Source organism: Rothia sp. HMSC069C03 (assembly GCF_001811075.1).
In the GTDB taxonomy this organism is placed as follows: domain Bacteria; phylum Actinomycetota; class Actinomycetes; order Actinomycetales; family Micrococcaceae; genus Rothia; species Rothia mucilaginosa.
Genome location: NZ_KZ627138.1, coordinates 90,397 through 103,963 on the forward strand (window position 1 = coordinate 90,397; position 13,567 = coordinate 103,963).

11 protein-coding genes and 3 tRNA genes are annotated in these 13,567 nt (G+C 57.4%); 12 read left to right on the top strand and 2 right to left on the bottom strand.

Annotated features, from left to right (window positions below):
- Positions 1 to 10 precede the first annotated feature (10 nt).
- The 5 genes from HMPREF2779_RS06155 (at position 11) to HMPREF2779_RS06175 (ending at position 5,406) form a co-directional block, all read left to right on the top strand.
- Positions 11 to 1,981, top strand: coding sequence for a hypothetical protein (locus HMPREF2779_RS06155; RefSeq protein ID WP_105361092.1), 1,971 nt, complete (start codon positions 11 to 13; stop codon positions 1,979 to 1,981).
- A gap of 6 nt (positions 1,982 to 1,987) precedes the next feature.
- Positions 1,988 to 2,737 (top strand): ABC transporter ATP-binding protein, encoded by a 750-nt coding sequence (locus HMPREF2779_RS06160; RefSeq protein WP_105361093.1) that lies wholly within the window; start codon positions 1,988 to 1,990, stop codon positions 2,735 to 2,737.
- A complete protein-coding gene (locus HMPREF2779_RS06165) occupies positions 2,734 to 3,183 on the top strand; it encodes a hypothetical protein (protein WP_233992299.1) in 450 nt (149 codons plus the stop codon). Before HMPREF2779_RS06160 ends, HMPREF2779_RS06165 begins: the two co-directional genes overlap by 4 nt.
- 178 nt (positions 3,184 to 3,361) lie before the next feature.
- Positions 3,362 to 3,727: a DUF2218 domain-containing protein gene (locus HMPREF2779_RS06170; protein WP_070634282.1), complete on the top strand. Its 366-nt coding sequence runs from the start codon at positions 3,362 to 3,364 to the stop codon at positions 3,725 to 3,727.
- A gap of 275 nt (positions 3,728 to 4,002) precedes the next feature.
- Positions 4,003 to 5,406, top strand: a complete 1,404-nt coding sequence (locus HMPREF2779_RS06175; protein WP_105361094.1) for an FAD-dependent oxidoreductase — start codon at positions 4,003 to 4,005, stop codon at positions 5,404 to 5,406.
- Between the two features lie 356 nt (positions 5,407 to 5,762).
- Here HMPREF2779_RS06175 and HMPREF2779_RS06180 read toward each other — a convergent pair whose 3' ends face one another.
- Positions 5,763 to 6,344, bottom strand: coding sequence for a hypothetical protein (locus HMPREF2779_RS06180; protein WP_005509222.1), 582 nt, complete (start codon positions 6,342 to 6,344; stop codon positions 5,763 to 5,765).
- Between the two features lie 949 nt (positions 6,345 to 7,293).
- Here HMPREF2779_RS06180 and HMPREF2779_RS06185 point away from each other — a divergent pair.
- The 7 genes from HMPREF2779_RS06185 (at position 7,294) to HMPREF2779_RS06215 (ending at position 11,226) form a co-directional block, all read left to right on the top strand.
- Positions 7,294 to 7,366 (top strand) — tRNA-Glu (locus HMPREF2779_RS06185).
- A 68-nt stretch (positions 7,367 to 7,434) separates the two neighbouring features.
- Positions 7,435 to 7,508 (top strand) — tRNA-Asp (locus tag HMPREF2779_RS06190).
- Between the two features lie 73 nt (positions 7,509 to 7,581).
- Positions 7,582 to 7,654, top strand: a tRNA-Phe gene (locus HMPREF2779_RS06195).
- A gap of 175 nt (positions 7,655 to 7,829) precedes the next feature.
- A complete protein-coding gene (locus HMPREF2779_RS06200) occupies positions 7,830 to 8,777 on the top strand; it encodes an ABC transporter ATP-binding protein (protein ID WP_105361095.1) in 948 nt (315 codons plus the stop codon).
- On the top strand, positions 8,774 to 9,553 hold the full coding sequence (locus HMPREF2779_RS06205) for an ABC transporter permease (RefSeq protein ID WP_105361096.1): 780 nt from the start codon (positions 8,774 to 8,776) through the stop codon (positions 9,551 to 9,553). Before HMPREF2779_RS06200 ends, HMPREF2779_RS06205 begins: the two co-directional genes overlap by 4 nt.
- A 3-nt stretch (positions 9,554 to 9,556) precedes the next feature.
- Entirely contained in the window at positions 9,557 to 10,255 is a 699-nt protein-coding gene (locus tag HMPREF2779_RS06210) for an ABC transporter permease (RefSeq protein ID WP_105361097.1), read from the top strand.
- A 5-nt stretch (positions 10,256 to 10,260) separates the two neighbouring features.
- Positions 10,261 to 11,226, top strand: coding sequence for an ABC transporter substrate-binding protein (locus tag HMPREF2779_RS06215; protein WP_070685346.1), 966 nt, complete (start codon positions 10,261 to 10,263; stop codon positions 11,224 to 11,226).
- Between the two features lie 145 nt (positions 11,227 to 11,371).
- Here the strand turns inward: HMPREF2779_RS06215 and HMPREF2779_RS06220 are convergent, their stop codons facing one another.
- The gene (locus HMPREF2779_RS06220; protein ID WP_070685226.1) at positions 11,372 to 13,204 is read right to left on the bottom strand and encodes an alpha,alpha-phosphotrehalase; all 1,833 of its coding nucleotides are present in this window, start codon (positions 13,202 to 13,204) and stop codon (positions 11,372 to 11,374) included.
- Positions 13,205 to 13,567: the final 363 nt, after the last annotated feature.

Here is a 13,567-nt window from a genome sequence, read left to right on the forward strand (position 1 = left end):
GAGTTCAACGATGAAAAATGCTCTGAGAGTGTGCGCAGTATTGTGCACGGTTCTGACCTTTCTGCTGGGTAGCGCCCTCATCTCTGTCCTGGAGACGCAGGCTCCTCTGGGCACCAATGCACAGGTACAGCTTTCTCTGCGTTCTTCGCAGCAGTCTAAGTCTGAGCTGATTCAGAACTTTGATACCTTGGTGGATCGCTACGCTGCCGATGGTGCCCAGCTACTCAAGGTGGTCGCCGACCCCGAAGATTTCTGGCACGGAAAATCCATCTACGTTTTTGGGGCAAATTCACTGAGCTCTGACGGTGAAACTATCGATTGGTTCGACCCGGATAAGCACGGGAAAAAATATCCATCACGAGCACTCGGGGATTCTTCGCTTGACGGCCAATACGCGCTAGCGGGTAGCCAAGAATTTGTGCGTGCTTTTGAAAACCTTGCCCGTGAACAAGGCATGGATGTTAAAGTTACCTCCGTTAACCCGGTGCGTGTTGTCTACGGGGCTGTTACTTCTTCGGGCTCTTTGACGAGCCTTATCTGCCTGGCTGTGCTCTTCTGTACCGCAATCATGGGGTGGTTGTCGGTCCGTTCGCGAACTCAGAATATTCTGCTTCTAAACGGATACTCCCCGCGTCGTCTGCAGCTAAGGGATGCACAAGATCTCCTGCTCCTGGCGCTACCTCCTGCAGCGGTAACAGCATTGTGCATGGGATGCGTAGAGGGGTTCGTGTACGGTGTGGCGCATCTTCCTCAACTGATGGGGGTTACAGCGCTAATCTTTGCCGTGTTTACCGCTCTCATGCTGGTTGCTCTACTGCTGATCAACCTCATGACTTGGCCAAGCGTTAATGCTGTGGGACGTAGGGAACCGGCGTATCGACGTTTTACAGTTCCGAGTGCAATCGCTAAGTATGCTGTGGTGGTTTTAGTGGCGTGCACTATTCCGGGTCTGGTCTCAAGTGCTCAAGTGAGTTTGGGTAGGAGCGATTCGGCGGCTGGCTGGTCTCTTCTTTCTGACCAGTACACCTTACGAGTGAACGTGCCTGAATCGACGATACGGGATGAACAGGCGCTCGCCTCCTACGACCAGGCCACAGTGCGTGCTTTAGGTTCTCTTGAATCACGGAACGGTGTCCTCTTGTCCTATGCGTTGGAAAACGTTAAGGGTTTGGAGGGTAGCGAATACGATGGCGCCCTTATGGTGAACCGCGCCTATGTGGACCTTCTTCAGCAACGTCTTGGCTTGTCGTTCAAGAACGTTGAGGATAGCAACTTCCCTGGATCTCAGTCTTTGCGTGCAGAGTATTCTTTCCACCAGAAGGACCGGGAGGATCGCGGATTTACTCTGCTCACTGTGGAGGATAAAACCAACTCGTCGGGGGTAAAGGTGCCTGCTTTGAGCTCTCAGGATTCACGGCTTCTGAACTATAAAAAGCCTGTTCTTGTGGTAACCGAATCGGCGACGCAGAATCTACAACCTTCCTTTATTTCTGCGGCCTTGACTACCGGTAACGTCATGGTCTCTCAGCCTGCGTCTGTACGGGCTGCCTACAACGCTGAGGAAATTGGGCAGACCCTACTTTCTGTGGACCGCGCGGGAGAGGAACACCTTTACATCGCGCAGCTGGAACGTAACCAGTATGTTGCGCATCTAGTGGGCCTAGCAATTCTCTGTGCGGCACTCATTATTGGCACAGCAATTAATACGTACATTACCCTTGCGGCTCGTGCTCGTAATGATTTTGTTTTACGTACTGCTGGTCTGCCTCTCAGAACAATTTTTAGTGGGTACCTTCTGAAGGAAACCTGCATTGTGTGCCTTTGCTCTGCTGCTGGGTTGGTACTTCTTCTGGTGCAGGGAGCAGAGTACGCCTTTTCAGCGATGGCGGCACCGCTGTTGTACGGCACTATTCTGGCGCTGGTGCTGAGACTGAGTTTTAACCGTATCTTCACCGCGACGGTTCACCGTCGTCACGTATAGGAGTGAATGATGAGGAATACTGTTTATCCCTCTGGCAATGTGGAACATCCTGAGGTAACTATCGCCTCCCGCGACATTGTGGTGTATGCGCAGGGGCAGCCCATTCTCCAGAGTCCTCACTTTGAGGCATATGCGGGGGAAGTAACTGGCATTGTGGGTCCGAGCGGATGCGGTAAAACGACGCTTTTGAATGTGTTGGGTCTGCTGATGCCGCCTCATGAGGGTGAGGTTGTTATTGGGGGCCGGCATATGGAACGTGCTCGCGAGAAGGAGCGTCTTGCGTTCTGGGCTGATGAAGCTTCCTTCGTTTTTCAGGATTACGGAATTATTGAGGAATGGAGCGTTATCGAGAATATTCTGCTTGATCGTAAGACCTTTGGTCGTGCTCGTATTACGGATGAGAGCCGCGAGCTTTTGAACGTCATTGGTCTTGAAGGGAAGGAACGTACTTCGGCTGCCCTGCTGAGTGGTGGTGAGAAGCAGAGGGTGGGTATCGCTCGGGCAATCCACAAGGGTGTGCGCTACATTTTTGCGGATGAGCCGACGGCAAGTCTTGATGCTGAGAACCGGGCATTGGTTGTTGAGCTGTTGAGCTCTGCTGCTCGGCGTGGAGCCACAGTTATCGTGGCGACTCATGATGCAGATATGATGACCGCCTGCGATAGGCTATGCCGTCTTGAAGCCCCTACCAGAATTCCCGATTCGGGATTAGTGGATGTAAATGTAAATCCTCATCGGAAGGAGAATAAATCATGACGACCAGGAGCCCCCTAGCTCGTGATGAGTATGATCGTGCGCCGGAAAATTCAGGAAGCGATGCCCCTCAAAAGAATGGATTGCGGCATCTGCCGCGAAAAGTGGTGGGCGTTCTAGCATCCTGCGTGGTCTTTGTTGGTGCTCTTCTGGGCCTGTACTGGGGCGGAGCTTTTGAGCCATGGCTGAATGAGTATTCGACCAGTACTCCGGCTTGTGCAACAGCTTCTTCACCGGAGGATGTGCAGCAAGCTCTTGCGCGGACTGAAGAGCTTAACGCTATTCGTTCGACTGCGAAGAATGTTGAATTCTCCCAGACTCTTCTGTGTGATGGGCAGAAGGCTGTTTTGACGATTACGTATACTGACCGGTCGGATTTTAAGCGTTTGAATGATGCGGTGACTTCGGCACATTTGGGTGCTGCTGCTGAGATTAAGCTCAAGAGGTAGGTGCGTATAGAACGGGTTGTTTATCGCCTCTGCGCGAACAATGATAGTGCGTTAGGTTAGTAGACCCTAAGTTTCTGCTATATTCAAGGTGAAACATGCGTCGCCGGATGCCAGGTTCCGTGTGGTGAGCCTTTTTCGGCATAGATGAGAATTCGGCATAGATAAGAAGGAGCCCACCGTGACTGAAACTTCCCAAGAAAACACCGCTGAGAACTATCCCGCCGCGGAATCCCTGCCGGTACGCCAGCGCGCCGTCGTAGCAACCGACCGCCCCGCCCGATACATTAAGCAGCTCGGCTCGCACATGGGTCGCAAGCTCGGCACCGCAGAACTGCCCGACGGTCTGCGCCTCACCTTCAACCGCGACGGTATTTTCCGCGGCTACGGTGACCTGCGCGAAACCGACGGTGCACTCGTCATGGAGGTGCGCGCTGAAAGCGACGAGTTGGCTGCTGGTCTGGCGGATGTGCTGGACCGCCACCTGGTCCGCTTCGGTGAACGCGAGGAACTGGTCGTGACCTTTGAGGCGGTACCCGCCTCCTAGCCCCTGCTTTCTAGTCTTCGTTACCCTGCCCCGCCCTCCTGCACCTCGGAGGGTGGGGCAGTTCTATGCCCGCTGCGCGCGGAGGCACCTGGAGCCGAACGCGCCGCGCTGCCTGGATTAGGTGACAGAAAATTGTCCTATTTAGTGGGCGAAGACATATAAGCCCCCGAACACCCGTCAATCCCCGGTAAAATAGGCAAGAAGTGAACACTAAGCTCACCGCCTGTTCGCGCCGCACCGGGCGCCGGACGGTGAACTTCGAAAGGAAGATTTTCGTGTCTGAAGCAGCACGCCCCCTGCGCGTCGCCGTTATTGGTGCAGGTCCCGCCGGTATTTACACCGCCGATATCCTCACCAAGTCTGAAGAGGTCCGCACCGGCGCCGTCGAGGTCGCCATCGACATCTTCGACCGCTACCCCGCCCCCTTCGGCCTGATCCGCTACGGTGTGGCACCGGATCACCCCCGCATCAAGGGCATCATCACCGCGCTGCACAAGGTCCTGGACCGCGGCGACATCCGTTTCTTCGGCAACGTTGAATACGGCAAGGACCTGACCCTCGCAGACCTGCGCGAACACTACGACGCCATTATCTTCGCAACCGGCGCGATTTTTGATGCACCCCTGAACATTAAGGGCATCGACCTGGACGGCTCCTACGGCGCAGCAGACTTCGTCTCCTGGTACGACGGCCACCCCGACTACCCCCGCACCTGGCCGCTCGAAGCTGAGCAGGTTGCAGTGCTCGGTAACGGCAACGTCGCCCTGGACGTCTCCCGCATCCTCTCCAAGCACGCTGACGACCTGCTCGTCACCGAAATCCCCGACAACGTCTACCAGGGCCTGAAGGCTTCCCCCGTGACCGACGTGCACGTCTTCGGTCGCCGCGGCCCCGCACAGATGAAGTTCACCCCGCTCGAGCTGCGCGAACTCGCACACTCCCGCGACGTGGACATCGTCCTGTACCAAGAGGACTTCCAGTTCGACGCTGCTTCCGAAGAAGCAATGGAGAAGAACGCACAGACCAAGGTCATGATGAAGACCCTGCGCGGCTGGCTGGAAGACCAGAAGACCAACGAGCAGACCGCATCCCGCCGCCTGCACCTACACTTCCTGCAGTCCCCGCACGAGATTCTCGGCGAAGACGGCAAGGTCGTGGGCCTGCGCATGGAACGCAACAAGCTCGACGGCAACGGCGGCATCATCGGCACCGGCGAGTACGTGGACTACCCCGTACAGGCTGTCTACCGCGCAATCGGCTACTTCGGTTCCGAACTGCCCGAAATCGGTTACGACGACAAGCGCGGCGTCATCACCAACATTGAGGGTCGCGTCGTGGACGAGAACGGCGAGGTCGTTCCCGGCCTGTACGCATCCGGTTGGATTAAGCGCGGCCCCGTCGGCCTGATCGGCTCCACCAAGTCTGACGCACTCGAGACCATCACCCACCTGCTCGAGGACCGCGAGAACCTCTACACCGCACCCGAGCCGGAAGCAGAGGCATTCAGCGCCTACCTGGACTCCAAGGGCATCAAGTACACCACCTGGGAAGGCTGGCACCGCCTGGACGACCACGAGAAGGCACTGGGCGCCGCATCCAAGGATGCAGCCGGTGAGCCTCGCGCCCGCGTGAAGGTTGTGGACCGCGACGAGATGATCAACATCTCCCGCGGCGAGTAATCCTTACGTTGAGTACGTAGAACATAGAAATCGACCCCGTACCGTGAATCGGTGCGGGGTCGATTTTTGCCTATATATAAGGAGGCGGGGGAGTAACGGGGAGGGCTCTCGGAAAGTGCTCGCCCGGAAGAGTTATCGAAAGAGCGGTTAAAGAAACCCACCCCGCACCATGAGGTCATGCGGGGTGGGCTGGGTAGGTGCCGAAGACACTCGAGGACATACCCTCCGGCTACCCGGACGCGCAACGAGCCCATGCAGTGACTCCACGTGCGGCGCATCCCTTAACGGGGTCTAGAAAGCTAAAGAAACACCAAGATTAGCTCTCTAAACAAGCGCATAGCCGTACGGTGTGTAGACTATGCACACTTTTTGAGGACGTCTTCAATGCCCAAAATGGCCTTGAGTACGGTTTCAGTTTCAGTACCCAGCTTCTTGCGGGCTTCACCAGAAATGACGGCCTTCACGATGTTCTTGAAGGTCTTCCACTGCTTGAAGGCGTTAACGAGTGCCTTAATAAGCTTGTAAATGGCGATGCCCAGCTGAATGACAAACTTTGCAATACTGACAACGCAGGCAATAACACCAACGGGGGAGAGCGCTGCGTGGGCGCGTCCATCAGACTTACGAACAGCGGCCTTAGCGCTTGCAATCTGACGGCCTGCGTCAGTGCCCTGGACGGTGGTCAGGTTGCCCAGTGCGCTCTCAATGCCGCTATTAACGCGGTTGGAGGATCCAGGCTTCGCATACTTCAAACGGGCAGGTACCTGCTCTAGGCGGCGCAGAATCAGCTTGAGCTGCTGGTCGGCAGTCATTGCCTTCTGCGGGTGCGCCATCTGCTGTGCCTGCGCTGCGGGTGCAGCTACACAGCCGAGAGCGATGGTTGCGGTGCCTACGCCGAGTGCACGGAATGCCGTGCGGCGATTCATCGTTGCGGACACTGGATCCCCCTTTGGATCTCTATGCGGTTTATCGGTGCTGTAATGTGCGGTGACTTTACGTCTGGGGCTCCGGAAGTGGCCCCGTGCAAGGTCCGGAAGTGACCTCACGCCCTCTATAGTACGGTGCTCAAAGAGGGGGCTTCAAGCCAATTCAGGGGGTATTTTCAGCTGACTTTCATCTCTCCTTGTCAATCGCTAGAGGTTTATCAAATCTTTATATTTCTGCGTCGTCATAATTGCGTAGATATCTGCACTGAGAGAAAAATAAGCGTCTGACAAGCCGGTTTATTGTATTCCCAAGAGTGAATATTTGCATCTACGTGCATTCTGGCCTGTAGTTGCTTTGCGCGGCACATTTTTGAGGGCTCCGGGGAGGCTGGGGTGAACCCTCTAGAGAGGTGTTGCTGTGCACTCTCTTGCAGATATTTGCACCCAGGGTAGCGTCTTGCCTGCATGTCCTATATAAGCGCGTAGAAAGTTGTCGAAAATTTTTTGGAGATATTGTGGAGTTTTTTGGCCGCTGCGATGCGCATAAGAGGGGTGTATAAGAGATGTGAAGGTGGGTTTTCGGAATTCTTGCGGGACTGATGCCGGCATCTTCGAAACAAAATTTCGGAGGAGTTTCGGAGGAGTTTGTAGAAAATCTGTAGAAATGGAGGTGGCGAAAAAGTCTTTCTCTGGATCCCTGTAGGTGCCTAAACGTGTCTAAAAACCTCCCAAAAGTCCCTGATTTGGGGTGTTGTGAAGAAATTTTAAAATTTTTTGAAGTTTTTCTGAATCCTCATTGACAAGCTTAAACACATATGTGCCAGGCTATAAATGGTCGAAAATGGGGGTCAAAATCGGGCAAAATCGAACAAAACGGTTTGCACGCCTCCGCAAACCTGTCATAGACTAGTGGAGGTTCGAACGACGGGATGAAGAAAACGGAACCTGTTCGATCGACTAGGCCCCCATCGTCTAGCGGCCTAGGACGCCGCCCTTTCACGGCGGTAGCACGGGTTCAAATCCCGTTGGGGGTACTTGCAAATCTCACGATTTGCAAAGCCAAGTTAGATGATATAGAGTTTACTTCTGTTGATTCCAACAAGGCCCCGTAGCGCAGTTGGTTAGCGCGCCGCCCTGTCACGGCGGAGGTCGCGGGTTCAAGTCCCGTCGGGGTCGCTCTGGCCGCGTAAGTTCAGATGATTATTCATCCGAAGACGCGGTCATTGCGTATCTAAAAGTAAATACGCAAGGCTCTGTAGCTCAGTTGGTAGAGCGTACGACTGAAAATCGTAAGGTCACCGGATCGACGCCGGTCGGAGCCACGAAATCCGCCTCCAGGCTTCTACAGTGGGGCGGGTTTTGTTTTTAAAAAACTTTGCGGTTCCAGATATTGCAAAACCGTCGAAAAGGCGGCATCTTGGGAATAAAACCCTGAGATGCCGCCTTTTTGTATATGGAAACAATGCCACGCCCACACTAGAAAGCCCCACCGCACCCATGACCGCCCAAAATTCAGCCGCACAAAATTCAACTCACCAACGCCTGGAGGACTCACCCCAAATTCCGTGGGCAAAAAATGCTGCTGTCGATAGTGCTCAGGCGGGCGGAATCCGCTTCGAGAACATCACCAAGAGCTACCCGAGCCGAACCGGTGAACCCACCACGGTACTGCAGAACCTGAATCTGCACATTCCCGCCGGTCAGATTACCGTGTTCGTCGGCCCCTCCGGATGCGGTAAAACCACTAGTCTACGCATGATTAACCGCATGGTTGAACCCAATAATGGCACCATCACCATTGACGGCGTGAACGTGCACGAGAAGAACCCCTACGAGCTGCGCCGCGGCATTGGCTACGTGATGCAGCAGGGCGGGCTCATGCCGCACCGTACCGTCGCGCAGAATATTGCCACCGTGCCGCGTCTGCTCGGTGCCTCCCGCAAGGAGGCGCAAGCTCGCGCCCTCGAACTGCTCGACGTGGTCGGTCTGGATTCTTCGTACGCCAAGCGCTACCCCTCCCAGCTTTCGGGCGGTCAGGTGCAGCGCGTTGGTGTGGCACGTGCTCTCGCCGCCGATGCGCCCGTCCTGCTGATGGACGAGCCGTTCTCCGCAGTGGATCCGGTAGTGCGCACCGACCTGCAGAAAGAGCTGCTACGCCTACAGGGGGAACTCGCCAAGACGATTGTGTTCGTCACCCACGACATTGATGAGGCGCTTCTGCTCGGCGATACAATCGCCGTCTTCGCGGAGGGCGGCCGCCTCGCACAGTTCGGTACTCCAGAAGAGATTCTCTACAGCCCCGCCGATGATTTTGTGCACTCCTTCGTGAGCCGCTCCGTTGCCGGTCTGCTGGATGAGCAGACGGTGCGCCAGGCGCGCGCACGCCGACTTGCCGCCTCCCGAAAAGCGCAGAACGGTGCGGTAGAAGGCGAGAAAAGCGAATGAGTCTTCTAAGAAATAGTGTGCTCGCGGCACCACCTCTCGCCGCGCAGCCCCTAGTGGTATCACCCCTCGCCGCAAGCGATATGCACTGGGAATGGGTAGCCACCAATAGTCAGCGCATCCTAGAGCTGACCCTCAGCCACCTCTACCAGGGCGTCGTACCCGTCGCGATTGGCGCTCTCGTCGCGCTGCCGGTCGCCTACTACGCGAGCCGTCGCCGTGACCGCGGTTCCGAACGCCGCATCGGTGCACGAACCCTCATGCAGCTCTCCTCGCTGCTCTACACCATCCCCTCCATCGCACTGTTCGTGCTGATGCCGCTCATTCTGGGAACCTCCATTATTTCCCCGCTGAACGTGCTCGTCGCCCTGAGCGTCTACTCCTTCTCGCTCATGGTGCGCTCCGGTGTGGATGCCTTCGACTCCGTACCCGATAGCGTGCACGAATCTGCACGCGCCCTCGGATACACGCCCCGACAGGCGCTGATGGAGCTCTACCTGCCCCTTGCTACACCCGTCATTATGTCGGGAATCCGTGTGGCAACCGTGGCAAATATTGCGATGGTGTCCGTGGGTGCCCTCATCGGTGTGCCCTCGCTCGGTACGCTTTTCACCGATGGACTCGCGCGCAATATCCCTTCGGAGATCCTGGCTGGCGTAATCCTTAGCCTGCTGCTGGCACTGGTCCTCGACCTGCTCCTTATCCTTCTGACGAGGGCACTTACGCCCTGGCAGGCGGCTACGGTTACGAACCGCCACAGCCCCGAAAGGAAGGCATAACCCGTGAACGTCATAGAACGAACCTTCGCCTACCTCATGGACGGCTCCAATTGGCAGGGAAGCGGCGGAATCCTCGTGCGTCTGCTCGAACACCTGAGCGTCACCGCCCTCGCCACCGCCTGCGCGGCACTCATCGTCGTGCCCCTGGGCCTCTGGGCTGGACACCACCGACCCTCCGACGGCACTAACCGTCGCCGCAGCAACCTGCTCATGAGCACCGTAGCCGCCACCCGCGCGCTACCCGCGCTCGGTCTGCTCACCATTCTGGCGCTCTGGCTGGGTGTCTCAACCCTGCCCGCCCTCATCGTGCTCATTATTATTGCGGCAGCACCCCTGCTCGCCGGAGTTCTTGAAGGCCTCGCCGCCGTACCCGAAGACCTCGTGGACGCAGCCCGCGCCCAAGGCCTGCCCGAATGGCAGATTCTGACCCGCCTCGAAATCCCGCTCGCCGCCAACATGATGCTCGGCGGGCTCCGCTCCGCACTCGTGCAGGTCATTGCAACCGCGACCATCGTCGCCTACCTGAGCGGCGGAACCCTCGGCAGGTACCTCTTCGATGGGCTCGCTGTGCGCGATTACCCGCGCATGCTCGTCGCAACCCTGCTCGTGGCGCTTCTCGCCTTCGCTGTGGACGCGCTCATGGGCCTTGTGCAGCGTGTGCTCACCCCCACGGGGCTCACCATCAACCGGAAGAAGGCATGAACCCGATGAATCAGACGCCTCAAACCTTCGCACGCCGTACCGTATCTCGTCGCACTGCCCTCACCGCAGCCGGAGCGCTCGGCATGGCGGGTATTCTTAGCGCCTGCGGGCTCAGTGGCGACAAAGTTTTCAGCGGCGAACACGAAGGAATCATCGTTGGCTCAGCGGCCTTCGCCGAATCCCAAATCCTTGCCGAAATCTACGCTGGATCCCTCACCCGGGCGGGATTCAATGCCCGCACCCAGCTGAGCATCGGTGCCCGTGAGGCGTATCTGGGGGCACTCGCCTCCGGTGCGGTGGACGTTATCCCGGACTACTCCGGAAACCTGCTGCTTTACCTTGACCCGAAGGCTACAGCTAACACTGCGCAGGAGATTCTGCAGGCGCTACCCGCCGCCCTCAGAACCCTTGCCACGGGTGGCTCCGGGGCTGAAATCCGCGCCCTCAACGCCTCCGAGGCGGAGGATAAGGATTCCCTGGTCGTTACCGCGCAGACCGCCCAGAAGTACGGTCTGCGAAGCCTTGAAGACCTCGCCTCCCGCTGCACGAATCTGAAGCTTGGCGCCGCCCCGGAGTTTGCCGAGCGCGCCTACGGCATCCCGGGTCTGAAAGAGAAGTACGGATGCATCCCCGCCGAGTTTGTGCCCCTCTCGGATGGCGGCGGCGCGCTGACCGTCAAGGCTCTGCTGGATGACACCGTGCAGGTGGTTGACCTCTACTCGACCACCCCCGCAATTGAGCAGAATCAGCTGGTGGTGCTGGAGGATCCGAAGAACATGATTCTGGCTCAGCAGGTGCTGCCCATTATCAATACGTCGCGAGTTCCCGACTCTGCGGCGGAGGTTCTGAACCGCGTTTCGGCGAAGCTCACTACCGCTGATTTGCGTACTTTGAATGACCGTGTTTCGGGTACCTCTAAGCAGGAGCCCGCGCAGGCGGCGGCTACCTGGCTGAACGAGCACGGCTTCTAAGATTCTTCCTGATATTCCATATTAATTCCTCTATAGGAATGTCTATAAACAAAACCGACCTGGGAATATTCTAGAAATAGAATATTGCCAGGTCGGTTTATATTGCCCTTATCCCACACGTTAGGGGAGGGGCATATAGTAGCTTTTAGCCCTCAATCAGCAACGCCAGAGCCTCGTAGGGGCGCAGGCTCAGCGTCACCGTCTCAGCTGAATCAGATACAGCAGAATCCGCCGCAGCGGAATCGACCGTAGAATTCTTGTAATTACACACCAGCACGCGACCGGAACGAACAAATTCAGCCGGAACCTCAACCTCGGTCGGCTCACCGTAGAAGTTCGTCAGTACCAGCAGGCGCTGCGCCGGGCTACCGTTCTCAGCACTAGCCTCAGCGGGCAGCTCACGCAAGTACGCAAACACCCGCTCGTGATCCAGCGCGTAGGGCGCGTACGAACCCGCAGAGATGACCGGGTACTGCTTACGCAGGGCAATCAGGTTGCGGTAGTAGGGCAGAATCACGCCGTCGCGTTCCTCATCCTCCACCGAAATGCCGGCACCGGTCGCCGCGTCACGTACCGGGGCGGGAACCAGCCACGGCGACGTGGAACCAAAACCGGCAGTCGCCGAATCCGCGGTCCACTGCATCGGCACACGCGAATTATCGCGAGCCTTCGAGGCTACAATCTCCAGGGCCTGCTGCTCGCTCAGACCGCGCTCACGCAGCATCGCGTAGGCGTTGTGCGCCTCCACATCCACATACTGCTCGATTGAGGAGTAGACCGGGTCAATCATGCCGATTTCCTCGCCCTGGTACACGTACGGGGTGCCGCGCAGCAGGTGAATTACGGTCGCTAGCATGGTCGCCGACTCGGCACGGTAACGCTCAACGTCACCAAAACGGTTCAGCGCGCGCGGCTGGTCGTGGTTATTCCAGAACAGCGCGTTCCAGCCGCCGCCGGCCTGCATACCCAGCGCCCAATCGTTCAGGATTTGCTTCAACTCGGCAAAACGGAACGGCACCTTCGACCACTTCTCGCCGTTCTCGTAGTCCACCTTCAGGTGGTGGAAGCTGAACACCATGTCCAGCTCGTGGTTTACCGGGTTGGAGTAGCCCACGCAGTTTTCGATGCTGGTCGAGGACATTTCGCCCACGGTCACGGTGTCATCATGCTGACCGAATGAGGCGCGGTTCAGTTGCTGAATGCGGGTGTGCACAATCGGGGTGTCGGTGTATTGTGCCTTGTCCACGGTGCCTTCGGGGGCGTCGAGCAGCTCTTCGTCCTTACCGATGACGTTAATGACGTCAAAACGGAAACCGCGCACACCCTTCTCGTACCAGAAATTCACGACCTTAAACAGTTCGTCGCGCACAGTCGGGTTGTACCAGTTCACGTCCGCCTGGGTGCGGTCGTACAGGTGCATATAGAACAGGGGAGTGCCGTGCTCATCCGTGTACTCGCCAAAGCGGGACCAGCAGGAGCCGCCGAACTTCGACTCCCAGTTGGTCGGTTCGCGCAGCTGACCGTCCTCGGTGTATTTGCCGGGGCGAATGTAGAAGTAATCCCAGTACTCGCGTTCACCGGCGAGCGCACGCTGGAACCACTCGTGCTCGGTCGAAACATGGTTGAGCACCATATCGAACATGACGCCCACACCGTGCTCGGCGAGGGCAGCAATCATCTCTTCGACGTCCTCCATGGTGCCAAGGTCGGGGTTAATGGCGTAGTAGTCGGAGATGTCGTAGCCGTTGTCGTTCTGCGGGGAGGCGAAGAACGGGTTGAACCACACCATATCCACACCCAGGGAAGCAATGTAGGGCACCTTCTCGATGACGCCGCGCAGGTCGCCGTAGACGCCACCCGCCGAGGAGTAGAAGGACTTGGGGTACACCTGGTAGATGACGGAGGACGCGAAATCTTTACCGCCTGCCGGGCTGGTTACCGGCGTGAGGGTGAGCGATGCGGTGGGTGCCTGTGTCATAGAAACCTTCTGAAATGTATGCAGCGTTCAGTGTGTATAAAAGCGTGTATAAATCAGTGTGTTGGAAACGAACCGCGCCGGTGCTACATGTGGTGCTACGTATGCGCAGCGAGGCCCGTACGCGGCAGGCACGGCAGCCCGCCGCCTCCCGGTGCGTTCGCCGACTGAATATCGCCGCCCGCAACCTGGGCTCATTCCAGATTAGGGGGCATAATGGGGTGATGTCCCCCATCTACCCCAAAGGGGGCAATTCTGCCGCAGATCCGGCACAACCCCGTGGCCTCAACACTCCCACCGATAGGCGGTTGCAGGCTCGTGCGCGTTTCGATGCATGAAACCAAAGTGACCCTGAGCTGAAGAGCG

Coding starts and splice junctions, on each gene's coding strand:
- HMPREF2779_RS06200 (WP_105361095.1), top strand. CDS start 7,830: ATGACCGCCCAAAATTCAGCCGCACAAAATTCAACTCACCAACGCCTG.
- HMPREF2779_RS06165 (WP_233992299.1), top strand. CDS start 2,734: ATGACGACCAGGAGCCCCCTAGCTCGTGATGAGTATGATCGTGCGCCG.
- HMPREF2779_RS06205 (WP_105361096.1), top strand. CDS start 8,774: ATGAGTCTTCTAAGAAATAGTGTGCTCGCGGCACCACCTCTCGCCGCG.
- HMPREF2779_RS06160 (WP_105361093.1), top strand. CDS start 1,988: ATGATGAGGAATACTGTTTATCCCTCTGGCAATGTGGAACATCCTGAG.
- HMPREF2779_RS06220 (WP_070685226.1), bottom strand. CDS start 13,204: ATGACACAGGCACCCACCGCATCGCTCACCCTCACGCCGGTAACCAGC.
- HMPREF2779_RS06215 (WP_070685346.1), top strand. CDS start 10,261: ATGAATCAGACGCCTCAAACCTTCGCACGCCGTACCGTATCTCGTCGC.
- HMPREF2779_RS06155 (WP_105361092.1), top strand. CDS start 11: ATGAAAAATGCTCTGAGAGTGTGCGCAGTATTGTGCACGGTTCTGACC.